Raw genomic sequence first — 23,239 nt, forward strand, 5'->3', positions numbered from 1 at the left:
CGGCCCGGCCGCAGCCGCGGAGCCCGTGGGCGCGAACGGAAGGTGGGCACCGATGAGCCCGGAGCGCGACGAGATCGCGGTGGTCGGCGCGGGGCTGGCCGGCTGCCTGCTGGCCTGCTTCCTGGCTCGGCGGGGATACCGGGTGGCGCTCTACGAGCGGCGACCCGATCCGCGGACGGGGCGGGTCGAGCGGGGCCGCTCGATCAACCTGGCCCTCTCCGAGCGCGGCCTCGACGCGCTGCGCCGCATCGGCCTGGCCGAGCAGGTGATGGCCGACGCGCTGCCGATGCGCGGCCGCATGATCCACCCCGTCGCGGGCGAGCCGCAGTTCCAGTCCTACAGCGCCTCCGGTGACCGGGCCATCAACTCGATCAGCCGGGGCGCGCTGAACAACGCCCTGCTCGACGCGGCCGGCGCGCTGCCCGGGGTGCGGATCGCCTTCGACCACCGGTTGGTGGAGCTCGACCCGGCCACCGGCGGAATGACCTTCGAGACCCCGCAGGGCAAGGTCACGGCGACCGCGTCGGTGGTCCTCGGCGCCGACGGGGCCGGTTCGGCCGTACGCGGGCAGCTGCTCGCGCACGGGCTGCTCACCGAGAGCCTGGACTTCCTGGACTACGGCTACAAGGAACTCACCATCCCGCCGCTGGGCGGCGACTTCGCGCTGGAGCCGGACGCCCTGCACATCTGGCCGCGCGGCACCTCGATGATGATCGCGCTGCCGAACCCGGACCGCTCCTTCACCTGCACGCTCTTCTGGCCGACGCACGGCACAGCCGCCTTCGCCTCGCTCGGCAGCCCGGCCGCGATCGAGCGGCACTTCGCCGAGCACTACCCGGACCTGGTCCCGCTCGCACCGAACCTGGTGGACGACTACCAGCACAACCCGGTCGGGGTGCTCGGCACCGTCCGCTGCACGCCGTGGCAGGTCAACGGGAAGGTGGGCCTGCTCGGCGACGCGGCCCACGCCATCGTCCCCTTCTACGGGCAGGGCGCGAACTGCGCCTTCGAGGACGTCGTCGAGCTGGACCGCTGCCTCGACGAGTGCGGCGACGACTGGGCGGCGGCGCTGCCGCTGTTCCAGCGGCACCGGCAGGACAACGCCGAGGCCATCGCCCGGATGGCGCTGGCGAACTTCGTCGAGATGCGGGACAAGGTCGCCTCGCCGCTGTTCCAGATCGGCCGCCGGGTCGAACACGCGCTGGAGCGGGCGCTGCCCGGCCGGTACGTTTCCCGGTACGAGCTGGTGTCCTTCTCCACCACTCCGTACGCCGAGGTGGTCCGTCGGGTACGCCGGCAGCACCAGGTGCTCGGCGCGGTCGCCGCCGGCGCGACGGCGTTGCTGGCCGGTGCGGTCGGCGCGGTGCTCAGTCGAGGGAGGCGTCGATGAGCGTCATCTGGGATCCGCGGCTCATGGCCGGGCGGGCGCCGGACGGGCCGCCCCTGCTGCGCAACTTCGTCGACGGTGAGTTCGTCGCCGCCGGCCGGCGGTTCACCAGGAGCAGCCCGGTCACCGGCGAGCCGGTCTTCGAGGTCGCCGAGGCCGACGCATCCTGTGTGGACGACGCGGTGGCCGCGGCCCGCTCGGCGCTGCGCGGGCCGTGGGGCCGGATGGGGGAGCGGGACCGCGCCGAGGTGCTGCGCCGCGTCGCCGACGAGCTGGAACGCCGCTTCGACGACCTGGTCACCGCGGAGGTGGCGGACACCGGGAAGTCCATCTCCCAGGCCCGTACGCTCGACATCCCGCGGGGCGCCGCGAACTTCCGGGCCTTCGCGGAGATCGTCGCCACCGCGCCCACCGAGTCGTTCACGACCGTCACGCCCACCGGCGGGCGGGCGCTCAACTACGCCGTACGCAAGCCCGTCGGCGTGGTGGCCGTCATCGTGCCGTGGAACCTGCCGCTGCTGCTGCTCACCTGGAAGGTGGCGCCCGCGCTGGCCTGCGGCAACGCCGTGGTCGTGAAGCCCAGCGAGGAGACCCCGGCGTCGGCGACGCTGCTGGCCGAGGTGATGGCCGCGGCCGGCGTGCCGGCGGGAGTGTTCAACCTGGTGCACGGCTTCGGGCCGGACTCCGCCGGGGAGTTCCTCACCCGGCACCCCGGGGTCGACGCCATCACGTTCACGGGGGAGTCGGCGACCGGCAGCGCCATCATGCGCGCGGCGGCCGACGGGGTGAAGGCGGTCAGCTTCGAGCTGGGCGGCAAGAACGCGGGGCTGGTCTTCGCGGACGCGGACCTCGACGCCGCCGTCGCCGGGTCGGTGCGCTCCAGCTTCACCAACGGGGGCCAGGTCTGCCTCTGTACCGAACGCCTCTACGTGCAGCGCCCGGTCTTCGAGGAGTTCACGGCGCGGCTGGCGAAGCGGGCCGGCGAGCTGGCGTACGGCTGGCCGACCGACGAGGCCACCGCGACCATGCCGCTGATCTCGCACGGCCACCGGGCCAAGGTGCTCGGCCACTACGAGCTGGCCCGCGCCGAGGGCGCGCAGGTGCTCGCCGGGGGCGGCACGCCGCACTTCGGCGACGCCCGCGACGGCGGCGCGTACGTGCAGCCGACTGTGCTGACCGGGCTCGGCCCGGACGCCCGCACCAACCGGGAGGAGATCTTCGGCCCGGTCGTGCACGTCGCGCCCTTCGACGACGAGGAGGAGGCGTACGCGCTGGCGAACGGCACCGATTACGGGCTCGCGGCGACGGTGTGGACGCGCGACGTGGGGCGGGCGCACCGGGCCGGCGCGCGGCTGGACGCCGGCATCGTCTGGGTGAACACCTGGTTCCTGCGCGACCTGCGCACCCCGTTCGGCGGGGTGAAGGCGTCGGGGATCGGTCGCGAGGGCGGGGTGCACTCGCTCGACTTCTACTCCGAGCTCACCAACGTCTGCGTGGAGCTGTCGTGACCGGGCGGAGCGAGCAGCCGGACGTGATCGTCGACATCGAGGCCGCGAACCGGGAGCTGGCCGAGGCCCGCAGCAGCGGCAAGCCGTGCCCGCCGCTGCGGGGGCGGCTGCTGCCGGAGGGGGACGTCGAGTCGGCGTACCGCGTGCAGCAGCTCCAGGCGCGGGCCTGGCAGGGCCAGGGCGAGCGCCGGGTGGGCGCGAAGATCGGGCTGACCTCCCGGGCGGTGCAGGAGAGCCTCGGCGTGTTCCAGCCGGACTTCGGCATGCTGACCGACGCGATGGCCGTGGGCGACGGCGTCGAGGTGCCGATCGGGCGGCTGCTCCAGCCACGCGTGGAGGCGGAGATCGCCTTCGTGCTCGGCGCCGACCTGACCGACGAGCGGGTCACCACCGTGGACCTGATCCGCGCCGTCGACCACCTGCTGCCGGCCATCGAGATCGTCGACTCCCGGATCGCCGGGTGGGACATCTCCATCGTGGACACGGTGGCGGACAACGCCTCCAGCGGCCTGTTCGTGCTCGGCACCTCGCCGCGCCGGCTCGCCGACGTCGACCTGCGGCTCTGCGGCATGGTGCTGGAGCACGCGGGGGAGCCGGTGTCGGTCGGCGCGGGCGCGGCCTGCCTGGGCAACCCGCTGCACGCGCTGCAGTGGCTGGCCCGGACGCTGGCCGGCACGGGTGACCCGCTGCGGGCGGGGGACGTCGTGCTCTCCGGGGCGCTCGGCCCCATGGTGCCGGTCACCCCCGGCGCCGCCTACGAGGCGCGGATCTCCGGTCTCGGCTCGGTGCGGACGAGCTTCTCGAAGGAGGCCCAGTGACAACCGGTGTGGCGGTGATCGGTTCCGGCAACATCGGCACCGATCTGATGATCAAGGTGCTCCGGCTGAGCGACCGCCTGCGCATGGTGGCGATGGCCGGCATCGACCCGGAGTCCGACGGTCTGGCCCGCGCCCGCCGGCTCGGCGTGGCCACCACCGCCGAGGGGGTGGAGGGTCTCGTCGGGATGCCGGAGTTCGCCGACGTCGAGCTGGTCTTCGACGCCACCTCGGCCGGGGCGCACCGGCACAACGACGCGGTGCTGCGCGCGCACGGGCGCACGGTCGTCGACCTGACCCCGGCGGCGATCGGCCCGTACGTGGTGCCCCCCGTCAACCTCGACGAGCACCTGCACGAGCGCAACGTCAACATGGTCACCTGCGGGGGTCAGGCCACCGTGCCGATCGTCGCCGCCGTCGGCCGGGTCACCCCGGTGGCGTACGGCGAGATCGTCGCCTCGATCGCCTCGAAGTCGGCCGGCCCGGGCACCCGGGCCAACATCGACGAGTTCACCGAGACGACCGCCCGGGCCATCGAGGTGGTCGGCGGCGCCGAGCGGGGCAAGGCGATCATCGTGCTGAACCCGGCCGACCCGCCGCTGCTGATGCGCGACACCGTCTACTGCCTCTGCCCCGACGCCGATGCCGACACCGCGGCGATCGCGGCCTCGGTGGCGCGGATGGTGGCGACCGTGCAGGAGTACGTGCCCGGCTACCGGCTCAAGCAGGACGTGCAGTTCGACCGGGTGGACACCTACGTGCCGTCGTTGGGCCGCCACCTCTCCGGCCTGCAGGTCTCCGTCTTCCTGGAGGTCTCCGGCGCCGGGCACTACCTGCCCGCGTACGCCGGGAACCTCGACATCATGACCTCGGCGGCGCTGCGCACCGCCGAGCGGCTGGTCGTCCGGCAGTCGGAGGGGGCGGCGGCGTGACCGAGCTGTACATCCAGGACGTGACGCTGCGCGACGGCATGCACGCCATCGCCCACCGGTACACCGTCGACCAGGTCCGCACCATCGCGGCGGCGCTGGACGCCGCCGGCGTCGCCGCGATCGAGGTGGCCCACGGCGACGGCCTCGCCGGGTCCAGCGTCAACTACGGCCACGGCGCCGCGACCGACGCCGAGTGGATCGCCGCGGCGGCCGAGGTGCTGACGAACGCGAAGCTCACCACCCTGCTGCTGCCGGGGATCGGCACCATCGCCGACCTGAAGGCCGCCCGGGCGCTCGGTGTGACCAGCGTCCGCATCGCCACCCACTGCACCGAGGCGGACATCTCCGCCCAGCACATCTCCTGGGCCCGGGAGAACGGCATGGACGTCGCCGGGTTCCTGATGATGTCGCACATGAACGACCCGGCCGGGCTCGCCGCCCAGGCCAAGCTCATGGAGTCGTACGGGGCGCACTGCGTCTACGTCACCGACTCCGGGGGCCGGCTGCTCATGTCGGACGTGGCGCAGCGGGTCGACGCGTACCGGCAGGTGCTGGAGCCGCAGACGCAGATCGGCATCCACGCCCACCACAACCTCTCCCTCGGGGTGGCCAACAGCGTCCTGGCGGTCGAGCACGGCCGCGTCCTCGGTGCGGCGCCCGTGGGCCCCGACGCCCCGCACGGGCGCACGGTGCGGGTGGACGCCTCGCTCGCCGGCATGGGCGCGGGCGCCGGCAACGCCCCGCTGGAGGTCTTCGTCGCGGTAGCCGAGCTGCACGGCTGGAAGCACGGCTGCGACGTGTTCGCGCTCATGGACGCCGCGGACGACCTGGTCCGGCCGGTGCAGGACCGGCCGGTGCAGGTCGACCGGGAGACCCTGTCGCTCGGCTACGCCGGGGTCTACTCCAGCTTCCTGCGGCACGCCGAGCGCGCCTCGGCGAAGTACGGCGTCGACGTCCGCTCGATCCTGGTCGAACTGGGCCGGCGGCGGATGGTGGGCGGCCAGGAGGACATGATCGTCGACGTGGCGCTGGACCTCGCCGGCAAGGAGGACCGGTGAGCACCGGGAGCGAGCCGGGCCTGCGGGCCCCGCGGTCGGGTACGGAAGGTGGCGCAGCATGACCGGGCCGGACGTCGCCGGGATCGCCGAGCGGCTGGGCACGGCGGCCGACACCGCCACCGCGATCGCCCAGCTCGCCGCGGAGACCGGCCTCGACGTGGACGCCGCGTACGCGGTGCAGACCGCGCTGCTGGACCGCCGGCTGGCCCGGGGCGAGCGGCTGGTCGGGCTCAAGATGGGGCTCACCAGCCGGGCGAAGATGGCCCAGGTCGGCGTGGACGAGGTGATCTGGGGCCGGCTCACCGACGTGATGCGGGTGCCCGACGGCGGCACGGTCGACGTGGGCGCGTACATCCATCCGCGGGTGGAGCCGGAGGTGGCGTTCCTGCTGGACCGCCTCCCCGGGCCGGGCGAACCGGTCGGTGCCTTCACCGACGCGGTCCGCGCGGTCGCCCCGGCCATCGAGCTCATCGACTCCCGCTACGCGAACTTCACGTTCTCGCTGCCCGACGTGATCGCGGACAACACCTCCGCCGCCGCGTTCGTCCTCGGACCCTGGTCGCCGGTGCCCGACGGCCTGGAGAACCTGGGCGTGCTGCTGGAGGTCGACGGGCGGGTCGCCCAGGTCGGCTCGACCGCGGCGATCCTCGGCGACCCGCGTCGGGCGCTGGACGAGGGGATCCGGCTGGCCGGCCGGCACGGGGTGCGGCTGCGGGAGGGCTGGGTCTTCCTCGCGGGCGCCGCGACGGCCGCCGTCCCGCTGCGTCCCGGCGCGCACGTGCGCGCCGTCGTGGAGAAGCTCGGCGCGACCTCGCTGCGGGCGGCGTCGTGAGCGCGGTGGGTGCGCCGGTCCCGGGGGCCGGCGACGGCGGAAACGGGACAGTGGCCCGGGTGGTGCCCGGCAAGGCCGTGCCGCGGGGGGCGTTCCCACACGTGAAGGTCGCCGGTGGCTTCGTCTTCGTCTCCGGTACGTCGTCGCGCCGGCCGGACAACACCTTCGCCGGGGTCGAGGTGGACGAGTTCGGCACCACCTCCCTCGACATCCGCGCGCAGACCCGGGCGGTCATCGAGAACATCGGCGACCTGCTCCGCTCGGTCGGCGCCGACCTCTCCGACCTGGTCCAGGTGACCACGTACCTGGTGAACATGAACGACTTCGGCGGCTACAACGAGGTGTGGGCGGAGTACTTCGACGCCGCTGGCCCCACCCGGACCACCGTCGCCGTGCACCAGTTGCCGCACCCCCACCTGCTCATCGAGATTCAGGCCGTGGCCCTTCGTCCCTCAGGAGGTCAGTCGTGAGCGAGATCGCCGAGCCGTTCAGCTTCCCCGGGTGGATCGCCGAGAACCAGCACCTGCTCAAGCCGCCCGTCGGCAACAAGGAGATGCTGCCGGGCAGCGACGACTTCATCGTCATGGTGGTCGGCGGGCCCAACCAGCGGACCGACTTCCACGTCGACCCGTACGAGGAGTTCTTCTACCAGATCAAGGGCAACATGCACGTCAACCTGATGCTCCCGGAGGGCCCCCGTACGGTCCACATCCGCGAGGGTCAGATGTGGATGCTGCCCCGCAACACCCCGCACTCGCCGCAGCGACCCGAGGCCGGCTCGATCGGGATGGTCATCGAGCGGGTCCGCGAGGAGGGCACGCTGGAGAAGTTCCAGTGGTACTGCCCGGAGTGCAGCCACAAGGTGCACGAGGTCGAGCTGCAGGTGCGCGACATCGCCGCCGACCTCCCGCCGGTCTTCCGGGCGTTCTACGCCGACGAGAAGGCGCGCACCTGCGGCGACTGCGGCGCGCTGCACCCGGGCAAGGGCTGATGGCCGGCTCCGCACCGGGCCTGGCGGGGGAGGTGCCCTCGCCGGTGGTGGACGTGCACACGCACGTCGTACCGAAGGGATGGCCGGCCCTCGACGCCGCGTGCGGCGGGTCCGGTTGGCCCTGGCTGCGGATCGACTCCGAGCGGGCCGCCATGATCATGGTGGGTGCCACGGAGTTCCGGCCGGTCGGCGCCGAGTGCTGGGACGCGCCCACCCGGCTGGCCGACATGGACGCCGACGGCGTCGACGTCCAGGTCGTCTCGCCCACACCGGTCTTCTTCAGCTACGACCGCCCGGCCGACCAGGCGGTCAAGGTGGCGAGGATCTTCAACGACCTCACCCTGGAGGTGACCGCCGCCGGCGGCTCCCGGCTCGTGCCGTTCTGCCAGGTGCCCCTCCAGGACCCGGACGCGGCCTGCGCCGAGCTGGACCGCTGCCTCGCGGCCGGGCACGCCGGCGTGGAGATCGGCAACCACGTCGGCGACCGCGACCTCGACGACGCCGGGATCGTGCAGTTCCTGACGCACTGCGCCGAGGTGGGCGCCCCGGTGTTCGTGCACCCCTGGGACATGCCCGGCGGGCCGCGGCTCGACCGGTGGATGGCCCGCTGGCTGACCGGGATGCCGGCCGAGACGCACCTGTCGGTGCTGGCGCTGATCCTCGGTGGGGTCTTCGACCGGGTGCCGGCCAGCCTGCGGATCTGCTTCGCGCACGGCGGCGGCAGCTTCCCGTTCTGGGTGGGGCGCGCGGACAACGCCTGGCACCGCCGGGGCGATCTGGTACGCGGGTCCTCCACCGCCCCGCCCAGCGCGTACCTGGACCGGTTCCTCGTCGACTCGGTGGTCTTCGAGCCGGCGGCGCTGCGGCTGCTGGTGGACACGATGGGGGAGGACCGGGTGCTGGTGGGCAGCGACTACCCGTACCCACTGGGGGAGCGCCCGGTCGGCCAGGTGGTGCGCAAGGCGGACTTCCTCACCGCCGACCAGCGCGCGAAGCTGCTGTCGCGCAACGCCCTGCGCTTCCTCGGCCGCGACGCCCCGCCGCGCTGACCCGCGGTCGGGCGGTCCGGTGCCGGCGCGGCCGGCGGCACCCGACCGGTCGTGTCTGCGTGCCCGAGGGCGCGCGGACGGGCAGGATGGGGGCATGGCCGAGCCGCACGACCTGACCGCGCTGGAGCAGGCCGCCGCGATCGCCCGCGGCGAGCTGTCCAGCGTGGAGCTGGTCGAGCATCACCTGCGCCGGGTCGCGGCGCTCGGCGACACCGTCGGCGCGTTCGTCACCGTCACCCCGGAGGCGGCCCGGGAGGCGGCCCGCGCGGCCGATGCCGTCCCGGTGGAGGAGCGGGGGCCCCTGCACGGCGTACCGACCGCGATCAAGGACCTGACGCTGACCGCCGGGGTGCGCACCACGTTCGGTTCGGCCGCCTTCGCCGACTTCGTGCCGCCCGTGGACGCCGACGTGGTCCGGTTCATCCGGGGCGCCGGCCTCGTGAGCCTCGGCAAGACGACCACCTCCGAGCTGGGCTGTTCGCTCTACTCCGAGGGGCTGGTCGCGCCGCCGGCCCGCAACCCGTGGGACCTCGCGTACACGGCGGGCGGGTCCAGCGGTGGCGCGGCGGCCGCCGTCGCGGCCGGCCTGGTGCCGGTGGCGCAGGGCTCCGACGGGGGCGGGTCGCTGCGCATCCCCGCCGGCCTGTGCGGGCTCGTGGGCTACAAACCCAGCCGGGGCCTGGTCTCCGGCGGCCCGGTGGGCTTCGGCGCGTTCGGGCTGCCCACCCACGGCCCGATCGGGCGGACGGTCACCGACGTCGCGGCCCTGCTCGACGTGATGGCGCAGCCGGTGCCGGGTGAGCCCTACCTGCCGCCCGCCCCGCCGCCCGACGGCTACCTCGGGGCGGCCCGTGCCGCCGGCCCGGGCCGGCTGCGCATCGGCCGGTTCACCGCCCCGATGCTCGCCGAGGAGCCGGTGCACCCCGACTGCGTGGCCGCCGTCGACCGGGCCGCCACGCTGCTGGCCGCCGCCGGCCACGAGGTCGTCGACGTGCCCCCTCCGCTGGGCCCCACGGCGTGGCCGCTGTTCGAGGTCGTCTGGTACGTGCTGGCGCTCTCTCCGGTGCCCCCGGAGCGGGAGAGCCGGCTGCTGCCGCTGACCCGGTTCCTGCGGGCCCGCGGCGCCGAGGTGTCCGCCGGCATGCTCGCCGCCACGCTGGGCGAACTCCAGGCCCAGGTACGCCTCGGCGCCCGCAACACGGCCGGCTGCGACCTGCTGCTCTGCCCCACCCTCGCCGCCCCGCAGGCGCCCGTCGGGTGGTTCACCTCCGACGGCGACCCGGAGGCGGATTTCGACAGGCAACGCCGTTTCTCGCCGTACTGCGCCATCTTCAACGTCACGGGCGAGCCGTCCGTGTCGCTGCCGGTCGGCACGACGGCGGCGGGCCTGCCCGTCGGGGTCCTGCTGACGGGCCGGTACGGTGACGACGCGCGGCTGATCGCAACCGCTGCGGAACTGGAGAACTCCAGTGGCGGATGGGATCGGCACCCCGCGATCTGGCGGGCCGCCGACTCCGCTAACGTGAATGGGAGCGGAGTCGGGCGGTTGACGCCTTGAACCTGTCCACCCGACCTTGATGGCCTGAGGTCTCTTCTTCCGCCTGGGGGCGTTGGGATTGTCTGTTACCGACACGTTGCTGGTCTTCGTCGGCATCCCGGCGGCGGCCGTACTGGTGATCGGCGGTCTGGCGTACGCCGGTAGCCGCGGCAATGGTGGGGGCGGCGCCAAGCGTTACCGGCCGGGCCGGGCCTTCGACTTCACGCCGGTCTGGTTCCTGGCCCGCCCGGAGCAGCTGGCGGACTCGGCCGGCACCGCCCTGGCAGCGGGCGCGCAGGCGCCGGCGCTGACCAGCCGCAAGCAGGAGCAGGCCGGCCGGGAGGCCCCGGCCGGTGGAACCGGAGGCGCAAGTGACCGTTGGTGAGACGCAGGTGGGCACGGGCAACCCGCCGGAGGTGCTGGACGGTCCGTTCTCGACCCGGCAGCTGCTGCGCATCGACGAGGCCCTGCGCCTGGCCGACCAGGGCACCGGCCTCGTCTTCTCGGTCTTCGTCGGCGGTCTCGACGAGCCGATCCGGGAGCACGCCGAGCGGCTGCACCGCCAGCTCGCCGACCCCGACCGATCGGTGCTGATCGCGGTGTCGCCCAACCAGCGCCGCCTGGAGATCGTCACCGGCCGGCACGCGCGCAAGCGCATCCCCGACACGTACGCCAAGCTCGCCGCGCTCTCCATGGTCGCGGCCTTCGGCGGCGGCGATCTGGCCGGCGGCATCATCAACGGCCTCGACCAGCTCGCGAGCCACGCCGGCAAGGGCTGATCCCGCTCCCGTCGACGAAGCCCGGTCCGCGCCGAACGCGGGCCGGGCTTCGTCGTGTGCCGCGCCGACAGTCACCGCCTCGGCGCCCTCGTCGCCATGATCGGCACGCCCGACGGCGACGCGGGCACAGCCGCCGTGCCGGCGACGCGAGCACGGCCGCCGTGCCGGCGACGCGGGCACGGCCGCCGTGCCGGCGACGCGGGCACGGCCGCCGTGCCGGCGACGCGGGCACGGCCGCCGTGCCGGCACGCGGACGGCACGACGAACGGCCCGGGGCCGGCGCGGGTTCGTGCCCACGCCGGCCCCGGGCCGTGCTCGATCGTCGCGTCAGGCGCTGCGGGCGTCCCGCTCGCGGGCCCGCAGCGCCCGGACCACGCCGTCGCGGCCCTCGGCCACCAGCCGGCGCAGCGGCGCCGGGTGGCCGTCGCCGGTCAGCCAGGCGTCGGTGGCCGCCACCGTGTCGTCCTCCACGAGGTACGCCGGGTATCCGAGCTGCGCGAACTCCTGCGCCGGCTCGCTGTCCCGGCTGGCCCAGACCTGGCCGACCGTGGCGAAGTACCGCTCCCGGTAGGGCGTGATCAGCTCGACCTGCGTCGGGTGCGCGAAGCCCTGCAACAGCGCCCGGTTGCGCCAGTTCGGCAGCGCCTCCGGGCCGGTCAGCTGGGCCCAGACGGCGGCCTTGTTCTCCGCGGTCGGCACCAGCGCGTGCACGTACGCGGCCTCCCGCTCGCCGCTCGCCGTCCGGTCGCGGGCCAGCTCGGCGTCCACGTCGTCGGGCCCGGCCGCGCCGTTGGCCACCAGCGCCGCGAGCAGGCCCCAGCGCAGCTCGGTGTCGATGGTCAGGCCGGCGGGCACCTCCCGGCCGTCCAGCCAGCCGCGCAGGGTCGCCAGGTCCTCACTGGAGCGGGCCGCCGAGGCGTACGCCCGGGCCCACGCGAGCTGGAAACCGCTGCCCGGCTCGGCCGCCGCCAACGCCGCCTTCGCGGTGCGGGCCAGCTCCGCCCAGCCCGTCGGCGCCCAGGCCGGGTCGGCGTAGAGGGTGAGCGTCGTCGTGGCCTGCCGCAGGGTCGCGGTGACCAGGTTGATGTCGGTCTCGGCGGGCAGCCCGGCGAGCACCAGCGCCACGTAGTCCCGCGCGGCGAGCTCGGCGTCCCGGGTCATGTCCCACGCCGCCGTCCAGCACAGCGCGCGGGCCAGCGACGACTCGAAGCCGGCGATGTGCTGCACCACGGTGGCCATCGACCGCTCGTCCAGCCGGAGCTTGGTGTAGGTGAGGTCGTCGTCGTTGAGCAGCAGCACGTCGGCGGCGCGCACGCCGGTCAGCTCCGCCAGCTCCGTGCGTTCACCGGTCACGTCCACCTCGAGCCGCTCACGGCGGACCAGGCGCCCGTCGGCCAGGTCGTAGAGGCCGACCCCGATCCGGTGGGTGCGCAGCGTCGGATAGCCCGACGGCGCCTCCTGCCGGACGGCCACCTGCTGGTAGGTGCCGTCCGCGCCGATCGTCACCTCCGGCCGCAGCGTGTTGACCTGGGCGGTCTCCAACCACTGGGCGGCGAACTTGCGCAGCTCGCGGCCGGAGGCCGCCTCCAGCTCGGAGAGCAGGTCGTCGAAGGTGGCGTTGCCCCAGGCGTGCTTCGCGAAGTAGGTGCGCAGGCCGGCCAGGAACGGCTCCTCGCCGACGTACGCCACCAGCTGCTTGAGGACGCTCGCGCCCTTGGCGTAGGTGATGCCGTCGAAGTTGACCTCGACGGCCTCCAGGTCGGGCATCTCGCAGTAGACCGGGTGGGTGGAGGAGAGCTGGTCCTGCCGGTAGCCCCAGTTCTTGCGGATGGAGAGGAACGTCGTCCACGCCTCGCGGAACCGGGTCGCGTGGGTGTTGCACCAGTGGCTGGCCCACTCGGCGAACGACTCGTTGAGCCACAGGTCGTTCCACCAGCGCATCGTGACGAGGTCGCCGAACCACATGTGGGCCATCTCGTGCAGGATCGTGTTGGCCCGCTGCTCGTACTCGAAGTCGGTCACCTGGGAACGGAAGATGTAGTGCGACTCGGCGTGCGTGACGCAGCCGAAGTTCTCCATCGCGCCGGCGTTGAAGTCGGGCACCCAGAGCTGGTCGTACTTCGGCAGCGGGTAGCGGACGCCGAACTGCTCGTGGAAGAAGTCGAAGCCCTGCTTGGTGATCAGGAAGAGGTCGTCCGCGTCCATGTACTGCGCCATCGACGCACGGCAGAACACGCCGAGGTCGATGCCGTCGTGGCTGTCGCGCACCTCGTGGTACGGCCCCGCGCAGAGCGCCGTGATGTAGGTGCTCATCCGCGCGGACTCCGCGAAGTGGACGGTCTTCAGGTCGTCGCCCGCCGGCTCCTCGCGCTCCACCGGCATGTTGGACACCACCCGCCAGTGCTCCGGCACGGTGGCCCGCCAGGTGTAGACGCTCTTCAGGTCGGGCTGGTCGAAGCAGGCGAACACCCGCTGGGCGTCGGCCGTCTCGAACTGGCTGTAGAGGTAGGTCTCGCCGTCGACCGGGTCGACGGTGCGGTGCAGGCCCTGCCCGCTGCTGGAGTAGGCGAAGTCCGCGTCGACCACCAGCGTGTTCTCGCCCTGCAGGCCGGTCAGCGTGAGGCCCTTCTCGGCCGACCAGTCGGAGAGGTCCACCGGGGAGCCGTTCAGCGTGGCCGAGCGCACCGACTCGGCGGCCACCTCGATGAACGTGCTCGCGCCCGGCTCGGTGCAGCGGAACCGGACCTCCGTGGTGGACCGGAAGGTGCGGCCCTGCGCCGCCTTCACGGCGGTCGACAGGTCCAGACTGATGTCGTACCCGGTCACCTCGAGCAGTCGGGCCCGCTCGGTCGCCTCGACCTGCGTCAGGTTGCGCACTCCCGGCACTGTTGTCTCCATCCCACTCGCGTGTACGCCGCGTCGGCGCCGGCCACCGGTCGACTCGCGGCGTCGGCCCGGGACCGAGTCTTCCATGCAGCGGCGCCCGGCGGTGGCCGAGGTCACGCTCTCATTCCGCTGTCGGTCGATGCCGCCCGGGGTGAAGATCGGTGAAGACGCCGGACGGTAGGCGTCACCCGTTGCGAAGGGACGCACCGTGAGCGAACGTGTCGCCGTTGACATGTGGTTCGACCCGATCTGCCCGTGGGCCTGGATCACCTCCCGCTGGCTGCTCGAGGTGGAGAAGGTCCGTGACCTGGACGTCCGCTTCCACGTCATGAGCCTCTCGGTGCTCAACGAGGGCCGCGACCTGCCCGAGGAGTACCAGGAGATGATGCGGACCGCCTGGGCGCCGGTGCGGATCTGCATCGCCGCGGAGCAGCGGTACGGCGGCGAGGTGCTGCGCCGGCTCTACACGGCCCTGGGCACCCGCATCCACCTGGCCAAGGAGAACCGTGGCCCCGAGCTGTACGCCGCCGCGCTGACCGACGCGGGCCTGGACCCGGCGCTCGCCGCGGCGGGCGACAGCACCGAGTACGACGAGGCGCTGCGCGCCAGCCACGAGGCCGGCATGCGGCCGGTCGGCCAGGAGGTCGGCACCCCGGTCATCCACGCCCCCGGCCCGGAGGGCAGCCCGATCGCGTTCTTCGGCCCGGTGATCACGCCCGCGCCCAAGGGGGAGGCCGCCGGCCGGCTCTGGGACGGCGTAATGCTGGTCGCCGGCACCCCGGGCTTCTACGAGCTGAAGCGCACCCGCGACCTCGGTCCGATCTTCGACTGACGCGGGCAGGGCTCCCCGGCGCACCGTTCGGTGTGCCGGGGAGCGTTGTTAACACGTGACGACAACCGTCACCGCTCCGCCGCCGACCTCGTTTGGCCGGATGTCCGCCGCAGCCAGTCGCAATCCGCAACTTCGCAGCTCGTGGAGGCATCCTGATGGCCAAGCACCGTCGCGTGTCCGGTGACGATCCGCTGCCCCAGGCGGAGGTCGAGACCCCCGCGTACTGGTCGGTCGACGACTCCCGCTGGCCGGCGCTCCGGCCGGACCTGCCCACGGACGTGGCGGACCTGCTCGCCCCGCCGATCGTGGTGGGCGTCGCCCGGGTGGCGGCGACGTCCCGGCTGACCCCACCGGGCGCCGGCACCCCGCCGCGGCGGACCCCGCCCACCCCGGCCACGCGCCCGGCCGGCGGCCCCGGCCCCGTCGGGCGGCACCGGCCGGCGGCCGAACGCGCCCGTTAGGCCCCCGACCACGATGACCGGACCGTCCGGGTCGCCGCTTTCACCTGATGGACGGCGGCCCGGGTCCGCGTCCCGGCCCGGACCGGCGACGGTAGCGTCAGCGGGCATGACGGTCGTGCATCCGATCGCCCGGGCCTGGATCACCACTGGCGGCACCGGCGCGCAGAACTACGACGAGTTCGCCGACGACGCGGAGATCACCGCGATCATCGAGGCGAACCCGCACAGTGCCCTCGGCATCGAGATGCCGCACCGGGCGCCGGAGAGCCTCGGCAGGTCCTTCCTCGACGCGCTGCCCGACGCGGTGGCCCGGCTCACCGAGGCCAAGGCCGACGGGAGCTACACCCCCGCCGAGCAGGTGGTGGTGCTCTACCGGATCAGCGCGCCGGGCGAGGAGTCCGCGTACGGCCTCTTCGCGATGGTGGACACCGACCAGATCTCCACCCGGGCCGACGAGCCCGGCCTCGTGATCCGCAACGAGGACGTCTTCATCGCCAAGGTGCGGGAGCGGGTGGCGCTGGCCGAGGCGCTCGGCCACCTCCTCTCCCCGGTGCTGCTGCTGCAGACCGGGCGCGGTGGGGACCTGCACGCCGCGCTCGCGGCGGCGACGGAGGCCGCCGGGGCACCCGCCGCCACCGACACCGACCAGGCCGGCCGGACCCACGCCATCTGGCCGGTGGGGCCGGGCCCGGAGCAGGACGCGCTGACGGCGCTCGCCGGCGGCGGCGAGCTGGTCGTGGCCGACGGCAACCACCGCAGCCTCGCCGCGCAGACCGGTGGCCTCGCGCGCTTCCTGGCGGTGGTCACGACGCCGGGATCGGTCGCCATCCAGCCGTACAACCGGCTGGTCAGCGAGCTGACCACCAGCCCCGGGGAGCTGCTCGACCGGCTCCGCGCGGCCGGCGCGGAGATCAGCCCGATCGACGGCCCGGTCGAGGTCCCGGCGGCCGGCGGCACCGTGCACCTCCGGCTGCCCGACCGCGGGTACGCGGTCCGGCTCCCCCGGGTCGGCGGCGGCCGGCTGGAGAACCTCGACCACGCCCTGGTCGAGCGGCTGCTGCTGCGGGACGCGCTGGGTCTCGACCCGGGCGACAAGCGGATCACGTACGTCGGCGGCGACTACCCCGCGAGCTGGCTGACCGGCGAGGTCGAGTCCGGCCGGGCCGAGCTGGCGGTGCTGATCGCCCCGGTGACCGTGGACGACTTCGTCGCGGTGAACCTCGCTCGGGAGAAGATGCCGCGCAAGAGCACCTGGTTCACCCCCAAGGCGCGCGGTGGCCTCGTGGTGGCCGAGCTGCCGCGCTGAGCTGTGACGAATCGCCGCGGTGACGCCGCCCGCGCGGCGTCACCGCCGGCGGCCTGACAGACTGCGCGGTATGCGCGTCTACCTGGGATCCGACCACGCCGGTTACGAGCTGAAGGTGCACCTGGCCAGCTACCTGGCCGACCAGGGCTACGAGGTGGTGGACGTCGGTCCGCACGTGTTCGACCCCGACGACGACTACCCGGTCTTCTGCTTCCACACCGGCGACCGGGTGGTGGCCGACGAGGGCAGCCTCGGTGTCGTCATCGGTGGCTCCGGCAACGGCGAGCAGATCGCCGCCAACAAGGTCGTCGGGGTGCGGGCGGCGCTCGCCTGGAACATCGAGACCGCCCAGCTGGCCCGGGAGCACAACGACGCCAACGTCGTGGCCGTCGGCGCCCGGCAGCACACCCTGGACGAGGCGACCGCCATCGTCGAGGCCTTCCTCAACACGCCGTTCTCGGGCAACGAGCGGCACGCCCGCCGGATCGCGCAGGTCGCCGCCTACGAGTCGAAGCGGGAGCTGCCGCCGCTGCCCTGACCCGGCCGTCCCGGTCGGTCGTCAACGCGGGGAGCGCGGCAGCTCCTCGCGGGGCACCCAGTTGCGCCGTACGACGACCACCCGGGCCTCGGCCTCGGCCAGGTCGTCGTCGGTGGGCCGGGCCGCGTCGCGGGCCCGCAGCGCGGCGCTCACACCCACCTGGGACGAGCCCGAGCCGACCAGCCCGCGCAGCCCGCGCTCGCCCTCGCGGTCGTCGCCCGGGGCGCCCCGCCGGCGGGGCGCCCCGGCGCCGTCGTGCACCCCGGACGTGGTGGCCGTGGCCCCGCCGGCCTCCCCGGCCTCGTCACCGGGGCGGTGCCGCAGCCGGCGTCGCCGTCGCTCCGCATCACCCATTCCCCGACCGTACCGCCCGCGGGCCGCGGCGGTGCTCCCCGATCCGCGCCCGCACCTCGGCCGGCCACCCGGCGTCGGGGCGCTCGCCCGCCGGGCGGTGGCGGACTCGGCGACCGATTTGCCGGGTGGCTACCCTCGGACGCAGGCGCCGACGGTGCCGTCGGTCAGGGGGAGGGGACGAAGATGGCGGACCAGACACAGCCGTGGGCGGAGCGGACCGTCGAGGTGCCGCCGCAGCCCGGGGTGGTGCCACCGCAGCGGGACGGCTTCCGCCGCGGCGTGGCGTCGGTCGGTCAGCCGCAGACGCCGCGCACCGAGCCGTTCCCGGTGGTCGAGCAGGAGCCGACCGGCACCGGCTGGCCGGGCGGCCCGCAGCCGCGCCGGCCGATGAGCTGGCACCTGGCGCAGCTGCGGCGGGGCAGCGAGTGGAGCACGGCGGCCGGCCTCTTCGCGTTCGTCTGCTGGGGGATCTGGGCCATCTCCGGCCAGGGAAACCTGACCGGTCCGGTCCTGGTCTTCGTGCTGAGCCTGCTCGTCGCGGTCGGGCTCTTCGCGCTCGCCCGGCTGCTCGGCCGGGTGATCCTGGAGCGGCAGTTGGGCCGGGTCCGGCGCACCGCGCGCGGCGCTCACCTGGTGACGGCGGTCTTCCTCGTCGGGCTGGGCGTGGCGTGGCTCCAGCAGACCGAGTGGGTGGTCTCCGCCTGGAACTGGATCACCGGCAACTGATCCCGGCGGCGCCCGGGCGGGCCGGCCAACGCCGCCCGCCCGCGCGCCCGGTCGCGGTGATCACCGCGACGTCGGTCGTCCTCCGCCAGGATGGCGCTTCTTACCCGGCGAGCCGCGGTTCATCCACGGCGCCTCGGCCCGGCTGCGGCCCGTACGCGTCAGTGGGTGCCGCCGTGCCCCTCGGCGTCGGCGAGCGGAGAGGCGACGCGCGCCTGCGGGTCCTCGACGCCCGGCTCGCCGCCGTCCGGGGCCACCGCGCCGTCGTAGGTGTAGACGGGGCCGCCGTCGTCGTGCTGCTTCGTGGTGCGGATGTAACGGTGGATCAACCCGTCGATCTTCAGCTCGACGAGGGCCTCGTCGCCCGCGTCGTGGGTGCTGCCGTCCCGGGGGCCACCGACCAGGTGTGCCGTGCTGTTCGTGTCCATGCCGAAGCCCTACCCGGGCGGTCCCCCGGCAAAACGGGCGCCGGAGGCGGGCACGGGCCGGCCGGAGCGGTCCCGGCCGGCCCGTGGTCGGTCAGCCCGCCTGGGCGACGGCGTAGTCGCGGGCGACCCGGACGAGCTCCACGAGCCCACCGGCGTACTCCTGCGACTCGCCGTGCGCCTCCTCGAACGGTGGCTGGAAGCCGACGCCCTCCCACTGGCCGGTCGCCGCGTTCCAACGGTCGTTGCCGACCTCGAAGTCCCAGGCGAAGATCCCGAGCTCGTAGTACAGCTCGTCGGCGGAGTTGCCGGCGGCCGAGTAGAGCACGTCCGCGACCGGGCCGGTCTGCGACGGCCAGGTGACCGTGCCGCGTTCCTGCGCGATCGCGCCGACGATCCGCCGGGCGCTGTCCAGGAAGAGCTTCGACTCGTCGATCGACGGCCTCGGCAGCGTCACCCGCCCGTCGGCCTTGTACGCCCCCGGCGGCCACATGAAGTACCCGCCGTAGGAGTGCACGTTCATCGCGAACCGGATGTTGTCGTGCTCTCGGGCCAGCGCCACGACGTTGCGGCTCTCCGCCTCGGAGAGTTCGCTCGTCCCGGCGTAGCTGCCGGAGAGGCAGTTGGCGCTGGCGCCCACGTAACCGTCGAAGTACGAGCCGACGGTGTAGTTGCGGTTGAGGTCCACCCCCCACGAGTCACGGTTGCGGGGGTCGCGGCTGGTGCCGGTGCAGTGGTTCACCAGGTTCTTCCGCTGGAAGTTGAAGTCGTGGAACGAGTAGTTGGCGCCGTCGGGGTTGACCGTCGGGATGACGAAGATGTCGACCTGCTCCAGCAGTTCCCGGGTCGCGGCGTCGGTGCGGGAGTTGGCCAGCATCCGTTCCGCGAACTCCAGCGTCACGAGCGGGGTGGCCCACTCCCGGGCGTGCTCCTGGGAGTACGCCAGCACGCCGATGCGGGACCCGTCGCGGTGCACGCCGATGCGCAACGCCTGCACCGTCCACGGCTTCGTCGGCACCTCCGCGCCCTGCAGGCCGTCGTCGAGCCGTACCGGCGCGACCACCGGCATCGGCAGCCCGGCCGAGCCCTCCTCCACGAACGCCCGGAACCGGTTCGGGAAGCGGGCGTTGATCACGGCGGCGACCTGGTCGGTGCTGCTGGTGATCTTGCCGGCGCCGTCGGTGGCCAGGGAGACGGTCAGCACCCGGTCCCGGTAGGTCGCCGTGAGCGGGCGGTTCGGCCGGCCCGGGTCGACCGTCCGGGCCTGCACGCCGTTCATGCCCTGGTCGCCGAAGCGCACCGACTCCACCACCACCGCGGCGGCCGCCGGGTCACCGAGGTACGCGGTGGCGGTCCGCCGGTAGCCCTGCGTCTTGTACGGCAGGTCGATCACGTCCACCAGGTCCCGGTACTGACGGGCCAGTCGCTTGATCCGGGCCTGGATGTCCACCGGCGTGAGGTACGCGTCGATGAAGTCCTTCTGGTAGCCCTCGGGCAGGGGTGGCGGCGCGGCGTTGGGCCACCCGGCCGGGGTGACCGGCCGGCTGACCCCACCCAGGCTGGACGTGGCGGTCACCTGCACCGGCCGGCTCGGCACCGGCACGGGTAGCGCGTAGTGGTACTGGTACTCGCCCGAGTCCTCGAACCGGAACAGCGGGAACGAGCCGGTGGCGCCGTCGGCGGTACGCCAGTTCACGGTGATCTCGACGTCCGGGTCGTCGGTGGCGGTGGTCGTCACCTGGGTCTGCACGAAGGTCTGCCCACCGGTGGTCCACCAGTACGCCTGGAGGAAGTGGAGAGTGTCCGCGGCGGCCGTCGCGGTGGCCGTACGGTGGCCGGTGGCTGGGGCGCGGAGCCCGGCCGCGGTGCGGGCCTGCGCGGCGCGGACGCTCTCCGCGAAGTGCCGGGCCCCGTCGCCCGCGCGCTGGACGACCTGTACCGGGGTCGCGCCCTGCGCGGTCAGCTCGGCGAGTTCGGCGCCGGTGAGCACCAGGTCGGCGAGCACCCGCCCGTCGGCGGAGCGCGGACGGTTGGCGAGGTCGGCGCCGCGCGCGACGAGCTGGTCGAGCTGCGCCTGGTCGCGCAGCTGCACCCGGACCAGGGCGGTCTCCCCGCTGGCCAGGGTGATCGCCGGTCGTGGCGCCGGGGTCGGCGCGGCGGCCCCGGCGCCGGGATGGGACAGCACCGCGCTGACCAGGATCGCTGTGGTGGCGGCGGCCGCCCACCGTCGTCGGACGATCATGTGCCCTCCTGACGGACGTCGATGTCTTCTCTCCCACACACCAGTCCACGGATCGACAGGTGTCAAGAAGGCTTGCCGCCGCCGGCGGTGTTTCGCGGTGCCGGACGCGGGAAGGCACGGCCGCCACCAGCGCGCGCCGGGACACCCGTGATCCGCTCCCGCACTCCGGAGGTACGCCATGTCACTGCCGACCCGGGAGGACCCCCGGCTGACCCCGATGGTGGCGAACGACCGCGTCTGCACCGGGGTGACGACGGTCGACGGGCGGATCTTCGTGAGCTTCCCCGGCGCGGGCGGGCCGGGCGTGCAGGTCGCCGAGGCCCTGCCGGACGGTCGTCGGGTGCCGTGGCCGGACGAGGCGTGGAACGCCGTCCGCGACGAGCCCTCTCCCGAGGGCGCGTACGTGCACGTCAACGGCGTGCGGACCGGCCCGGACGGGCAGCTGTGGATCATCGACTCCGGTGCGCCGGCCCTCGGCCGGCCGCAGGTGCCCGGCGGCGCCCGGCTCATCGTGGTGGACCCCGACTCCGCCGAGATCACCCGCGTCCACGACCTGGCGGAGGCGGTGCGCGCCACCAGCTACGTCGACGACGTCCGGTTCAACGCCGGCACGGCGTACCTCACCGACGCGGGGGCGCCCGGCATCATCGTGCTCGACCTCGCCACCGGGCGGGCGCGGCGGGTGCTCGACGGGCACCCGAGCACCGTGGGGCGGCGGCTGGTCGCCGACGGGCAGGTGCGGTACGGCCCCGACGGCACCGAGGTGGTGCTGCACGTCGACCAGCTCGAGGTGTCACCGGACGGGCGGCACCTCTACTACCAGCCGGCCTCCGGCGGCCTGTCCCGGATCGAGACCCGGTGGCTCGACGACCCGGCGGCCGACCCGGCCGAGGTCGCCGCGCACGTCGAGCCGTGGCTGGAGACGCCGACGACGGGCGGCACCGCCATCGACGCGGCGGGCACCATCTACCTCAGCGATGTGGAGCGGCGGCGGATCCTGACCATCTCGCCGGAGCGGGAGGTGGCCACGCTGGTCGCGGATCCCCGCCTCGCCTGGGTCGACGCGATGTGGATCGACTCCGACGGCGACCTCTGGCTGCCCGCCGCGCAGCTGCACCGCACGCCGGGCCTCTCCGGAGGAGTGGACCGCGTCGACTACCCGGTCTGGGTCTACCGGACGGCCATCGGGATCGGCCCCGCGCCGAACGACCATGCCTAGCGCCGCGGCGCCGGCACCGTCTGCGGCGGTCGCGGGCCGCGGTCTCAGGGCCGGGCGGTCTCATTCGCCCGGGCGGTTTCGCTCGCCCGGGCGGTTTCGTTCGGCCGGTCGGCGAGCCACTCCTCGCGGGTGAGCGCGTACTCGACCTCGCCGTGTTCGGTGCCGGGCAGCGGGTCGTCGAAGTCGAGGTGGAAGGTCCGGACGTAGCGCAGACCCACCGACGACATGGTGGCGCGCGACCCCTCGTTCACCGTCATCGTCTCCGCGAAGATCCGCGTCAGGCCCAGGTCCTCGAAGCCGTGCCGGATCAGCTCACGGGCGCCCTCGCTGGCGAGGCCCCGCCGCCAGTACCGGCGCAGCAGCCGGTAGCCGAGCTCCGCCTGCCCCCGCACCGGGCCCTGGTCGGCGCGCTCCGGCGGCTCGAGGATCCACCAGCCGACGAAGTCGCCGTCGACGAACCCCGCCCAGAAGCCGAGCCCGGGCACCCGCTGGGCCGCCGCGAGACGGCGGCGGTGCACCACCTCGACCTCCGCCCGCGTACGCGGCGGACCGAGGTACCGCATCACCTCGGGGTCGGAGTCGAGCTCGACCTCGTGTTCGAGGTGCTCGTCGGCGAGCGGGACGAGCCGGATGCGGGCGGTGCGCAGCGTGGCCTGGGACATGGCGGGATTCTTCCCCGGCCCGTGCGGAAGGGCAGCCGAATATCCGCGCCGTCGACAGCCGTCCCGCGTCGGCACGTGGCTGGCCCGGAACCGGCTGAGATACCTTCGGCCGCTGTGACAGCACCTGAGATCACCGTCGCCACCCCGGCGGACCGGACGGCCGTCGTCGGCTCCTTGGTCGCCGCCTTCACCGACGATCCCGTCCTCACGTACCTCTTCCCCGACCGCGCCACCTACCCGCGGCACGCCGGCGCCTTCTTCGGGCATCTCTTCGACAAGCGCGTGCGCCGGGAGACGATCTGGACGATCGGGCGGGGCGCCTCGGTCGCGATCTGGGAGCCCCCCGGTGTCGACGAGGGCGCCTCCGACGCGGCTCTGGCCGCCCAGCTCCCCGCCGACGCCCTGGCCCGGGTGCGGGCGTACGACCGCGCGGTCCACGCCGCGCTGCCGGCGGCCCCGTTCTGGTACCTCGGCGTCCTGGGCACCCACCCCGACCACGCGGGCCGCCGCTGGGGCCACGCCGTCATGCGGGCGGGCCTGCGCCGCGCCGCGGCCGACGACCTGCCGGCGGTCCTCGAGACCAGCAACCCCGGCAACGTCGAGGTCTACCGCAGGGCCGGCTGGGAGGTGGTACGCGAGGTCACCGATCCGCTGCCCATCTGGGTCATGCGACAGACGGCGCGCTGACCGCGCCGGTGTGACG

The 23,239-nt window shown here is 74.0% G+C and carries 24 protein-coding genes; 19 read left to right on the forward strand and 5 right to left on the reverse strand.

Annotated elements, in window-relative coordinates:
- Positions 1–52 precede the first annotated feature (52 nt).
- The 12 genes from SM573_RS11650 (at position 53) to SM573_RS11705 (ending at position 10,888) form a co-directional block, all read left to right on the forward strand.
- The gene (locus SM573_RS11650) at positions 53–1,390 is read left to right on the forward strand and encodes an FAD-dependent oxidoreductase (protein WP_474614249.1); all 1,338 of its coding nucleotides are present in this window, start codon (positions 53–55) and stop codon (positions 1,388–1,390) included.
- A 23-nt stretch (positions 1,391–1,413) separates the two neighbouring features.
- Positions 1,414–2,895: a 2-hydroxymuconic semialdehyde dehydrogenase gene (locus SM573_RS11655; RefSeq protein WP_474614361.1), complete on the forward strand. Its 1,482-nt coding sequence runs from the start codon at positions 1,414–1,416 to the stop codon at positions 2,893–2,895.
- Between the two features lie 23 nt (positions 2,896–2,918).
- Positions 2,919–3,713, forward strand: coding sequence for a 2-keto-4-pentenoate hydratase (locus SM573_RS11660; protein ID WP_474616066.1), 795 nt, complete (start codon positions 2,919–2,921; stop codon positions 3,711–3,713).
- Entirely contained in the window at positions 3,710–4,642 is a 933-nt protein-coding gene (locus SM573_RS11665; protein WP_474614248.1) for an acetaldehyde dehydrogenase (acetylating), read from the forward strand. The genes SM573_RS11660 and SM573_RS11665 overlap by 4 nt, the downstream gene beginning before the upstream one ends.
- Positions 4,639–5,700 (forward strand): 4-hydroxy-2-oxovalerate aldolase, encoded by a 1,062-nt coding sequence (gene dmpG, locus SM573_RS11670; protein WP_474616031.1) that lies wholly within the window; start codon positions 4,639–4,641, stop codon positions 5,698–5,700. The genes SM573_RS11665 and dmpG overlap by 4 nt, the downstream gene beginning before the upstream one ends.
- Positions 5,701–5,758: 58 nt before the next feature.
- Positions 5,759–6,532 carry a 2-keto-4-pentenoate hydratase gene (locus SM573_RS11675; protein WP_474614246.1) on the forward strand — a complete coding sequence of 258 codons (774 nt, stop codon included), beginning with the start codon at positions 5,759–5,761 and terminating at the stop codon, positions 6,530–6,532.
- Positions 6,533–6,537: 5 nt separating this feature from the next.
- Positions 6,538–7,002, forward strand: a complete 465-nt coding sequence (locus SM573_RS11680) for a RidA family protein (RefSeq protein ID WP_474614359.1) — start codon at positions 6,538–6,540, stop codon at positions 7,000–7,002.
- A complete protein-coding gene (locus SM573_RS11685) occupies positions 6,999–7,523 on the forward strand; it encodes a 3-hydroxyanthranilate 3,4-dioxygenase (RefSeq protein WP_474616032.1) in 525 nt (174 codons plus the stop codon). Before SM573_RS11680 ends, SM573_RS11685 begins: the two co-directional genes overlap by 4 nt.
- Positions 7,523–8,572 carry an amidohydrolase family protein gene (locus SM573_RS11690; protein WP_474614244.1) on the forward strand — a complete coding sequence of 350 codons (1,050 nt, stop codon included), beginning with the start codon at positions 7,523–7,525 and terminating at the stop codon, positions 8,570–8,572. The genes SM573_RS11685 and SM573_RS11690 overlap by 1 nt, the downstream gene beginning before the upstream one ends.
- Before the next feature lie 94 nt (positions 8,573–8,666).
- Positions 8,667–10,130 carry an amidase gene (locus tag SM573_RS11695; protein WP_474616033.1) on the forward strand — a complete coding sequence of 488 codons (1,464 nt, stop codon included), beginning with the start codon at positions 8,667–8,669 and terminating at the stop codon, positions 10,128–10,130.
- A 58-nt stretch (positions 10,131–10,188) separates the two neighbouring features.
- A complete protein-coding gene (gene ctaJ / locus SM573_RS11700; protein WP_474614242.1) occupies positions 10,189–10,494 on the forward strand; it encodes an aa3-type cytochrome oxidase subunit CtaJ in 306 nt (101 codons plus the stop codon).
- Complete coding sequence (locus tag SM573_RS11705; protein WP_474614241.1) at positions 10,481–10,888, forward strand: DUF5130 family protein; 408 nt, start codon at positions 10,481–10,483, stop codon at positions 10,886–10,888. The genes ctaJ and SM573_RS11705 overlap by 14 nt, the downstream gene beginning before the upstream one ends.
- A 327-nt stretch (positions 10,889–11,215) precedes the next feature.
- On the opposite strand, the gene pepN is transcribed toward SM573_RS11705, so the two are convergent.
- Complete coding sequence (pepN, locus tag SM573_RS11710; RefSeq protein ID WP_474616034.1) at positions 11,216–13,765, reverse strand: aminopeptidase N; 2,550 nt, start codon at positions 13,763–13,765, stop codon at positions 11,216–11,218.
- Positions 13,766–13,982: 217 nt separating this feature from the next.
- Between pepN and SM573_RS11715 the strand changes: the two genes are divergently transcribed.
- The 4 genes from SM573_RS11715 (at position 13,983) to SM573_RS11730 (ending at position 16,911) form a co-directional block, all read left to right on the forward strand.
- On the forward strand, positions 13,983–14,606 hold the full coding sequence (locus tag SM573_RS11715) for a mycothiol-dependent nitroreductase Rv2466c family protein (protein ID WP_474614239.1): 624 nt from the start codon (positions 13,983–13,985) through the stop codon (positions 14,604–14,606).
- A gap of 155 nt (positions 14,607–14,761) precedes the next feature.
- The gene (locus SM573_RS11720; protein ID WP_474614238.1) at positions 14,762–15,067 is read left to right on the forward strand and encodes a hypothetical protein; all 306 of its coding nucleotides are present in this window, start codon (positions 14,762–14,764) and stop codon (positions 15,065–15,067) included.
- 106 nt (positions 15,068–15,173) lie between these two features.
- Positions 15,174–16,373 (forward strand): DUF1015 family protein, encoded by a 1,200-nt coding sequence (locus SM573_RS11725; protein ID WP_474614237.1) that lies wholly within the window; start codon positions 15,174–15,176, stop codon positions 16,371–16,373.
- Positions 16,374–16,443: 70 nt separating this feature from the next.
- Positions 16,444–16,911, forward strand: coding sequence for a ribose-5-phosphate isomerase (locus SM573_RS11730; protein ID WP_474614236.1), 468 nt, complete (start codon positions 16,444–16,446; stop codon positions 16,909–16,911).
- A gap of 21 nt (positions 16,912–16,932) precedes the next feature.
- On the opposite strand, the gene SM573_RS11735 is transcribed toward SM573_RS11730, so the two are convergent.
- Positions 16,933–17,265 carry a hypothetical protein gene (locus SM573_RS11735; RefSeq protein WP_474614235.1) on the reverse strand — a complete coding sequence of 111 codons (333 nt, stop codon included), beginning with the start codon at positions 17,263–17,265 and terminating at the stop codon, positions 16,933–16,935.
- 183 nt (positions 17,266–17,448) lie between these two features.
- On the opposite strand from SM573_RS11735, the gene SM573_RS11740 reads away from it, so the two are divergent.
- Positions 17,449–17,991, forward strand: coding sequence for a hypothetical protein (locus tag SM573_RS11740; RefSeq protein ID WP_474614234.1), 543 nt, complete (start codon positions 17,449–17,451; stop codon positions 17,989–17,991).
- Positions 17,992–18,149: 158 nt separating this feature from the next.
- Here the strand turns inward: SM573_RS11740 and SM573_RS11745 are convergent, their stop codons facing one another.
- Positions 18,150–18,416: a hypothetical protein gene (locus SM573_RS11745; protein WP_474614233.1), complete on the reverse strand. Its 267-nt coding sequence runs from the start codon at positions 18,414–18,416 to the stop codon at positions 18,150–18,152.
- Positions 18,417–18,507: 91 nt separating this feature from the next.
- Complete coding sequence (locus tag SM573_RS11750) at positions 18,508–20,655, reverse strand: M14 family zinc carboxypeptidase (protein ID WP_474616035.1); 2,148 nt, start codon at positions 20,653–20,655, stop codon at positions 18,508–18,510.
- Between the two features lie 178 nt (positions 20,656–20,833).
- Between SM573_RS11750 and SM573_RS11755 the strand changes: the two genes are divergently transcribed.
- The gene (locus SM573_RS11755) at positions 20,834–21,874 is read left to right on the forward strand and encodes an L-dopachrome tautomerase-related protein (protein ID WP_474616036.1); all 1,041 of its coding nucleotides are present in this window, start codon (positions 20,834–20,836) and stop codon (positions 21,872–21,874) included.
- Between the two features lie 44 nt (positions 21,875–21,918).
- Here SM573_RS11755 and SM573_RS11760 read toward each other — a convergent pair whose 3' ends face one another.
- Positions 21,919–22,536: a GNAT family N-acetyltransferase gene (locus tag SM573_RS11760; protein ID WP_474614230.1), complete on the reverse strand. Its 618-nt coding sequence runs from the start codon at positions 22,534–22,536 to the stop codon at positions 21,919–21,921.
- A 114-nt stretch (positions 22,537–22,650) separates the two neighbouring features.
- Here SM573_RS11760 and SM573_RS11765 point away from each other — a divergent pair, with 114 nt between their 5' ends.
- Complete coding sequence (locus SM573_RS11765; RefSeq protein ID WP_474614229.1) at positions 22,651–23,223, forward strand: GNAT family N-acetyltransferase; 573 nt, start codon at positions 22,651–22,653, stop codon at positions 23,221–23,223.
- The last annotated feature ends 16 nt before the right edge of the window (positions 23,224–23,239 follow it).

It is taken from the genome of Micromonospora xinjiangensis (genome assembly GCF_056150165.1).

Excerpts from the sequence above, each read along its gene's own strand:
- SM573_RS11650 (WP_474614249.1), top strand. The coding sequence starts at position 53 with ATGAGCCCGGAGCGCGACGAGATCGCGGTGGTCGGCGCGGGGCTGGCC.
- SM573_RS11655 (WP_474614361.1), top strand. The coding sequence starts at position 1,414 with ATGGCCGGGCGGGCGCCGGACGGGCCGCCCCTGCTGCGCAACTTCGTC.
- SM573_RS11675 (WP_474614246.1), top strand. The coding sequence starts at position 5,759 with ATGACCGGGCCGGACGTCGCCGGGATCGCCGAGCGGCTGGGCACGGCG.
- SM573_RS11690 (WP_474614244.1), top strand. The coding sequence starts at position 7,523 with ATGGCCGGCTCCGCACCGGGCCTGGCGGGGGAGGTGCCCTCGCCGGTG.
- SM573_RS11695 (WP_474616033.1), top strand. The coding sequence starts at position 8,667 with ATGGCCGAGCCGCACGACCTGACCGCGCTGGAGCAGGCCGCCGCGATC.
- SM573_RS11720 (WP_474614238.1), top strand. The coding sequence starts at position 14,762 with ATGGCCAAGCACCGTCGCGTGTCCGGTGACGATCCGCTGCCCCAGGCG.
- SM573_RS11725 (WP_474614237.1), top strand. The coding sequence starts at position 15,174 with ATGACGGTCGTGCATCCGATCGCCCGGGCCTGGATCACCACTGGCGGC.
- SM573_RS11730 (WP_474614236.1), top strand. The coding sequence starts at position 16,444 with ATGCGCGTCTACCTGGGATCCGACCACGCCGGTTACGAGCTGAAGGTG.
- SM573_RS11735 (WP_474614235.1), bottom strand. The coding sequence starts at position 17,265 with ATGGGTGATGCGGAGCGACGGCGACGCCGGCTGCGGCACCGCCCCGGT.
- SM573_RS11740 (WP_474614234.1), top strand. The coding sequence starts at position 17,449 with ATGGCGGACCAGACACAGCCGTGGGCGGAGCGGACCGTCGAGGTGCCG.
- SM573_RS11745 (WP_474614233.1), bottom strand. The coding sequence starts at position 18,416 with ATGGACACGAACAGCACGGCACACCTGGTCGGTGGCCCCCGGGACGGC.
- SM573_RS11750 (WP_474616035.1), bottom strand. The coding sequence starts at position 20,655 with ATGATCGTCCGACGACGGTGGGCGGCCGCCGCCACCACAGCGATCCTG.
- SM573_RS11755 (WP_474616036.1), top strand. The coding sequence starts at position 20,834 with ATGTCACTGCCGACCCGGGAGGACCCCCGGCTGACCCCGATGGTGGCG.
- SM573_RS11760 (WP_474614230.1), bottom strand. The coding sequence starts at position 22,536 with ATGTCCCAGGCCACGCTGCGCACCGCCCGCATCCGGCTCGTCCCGCTC.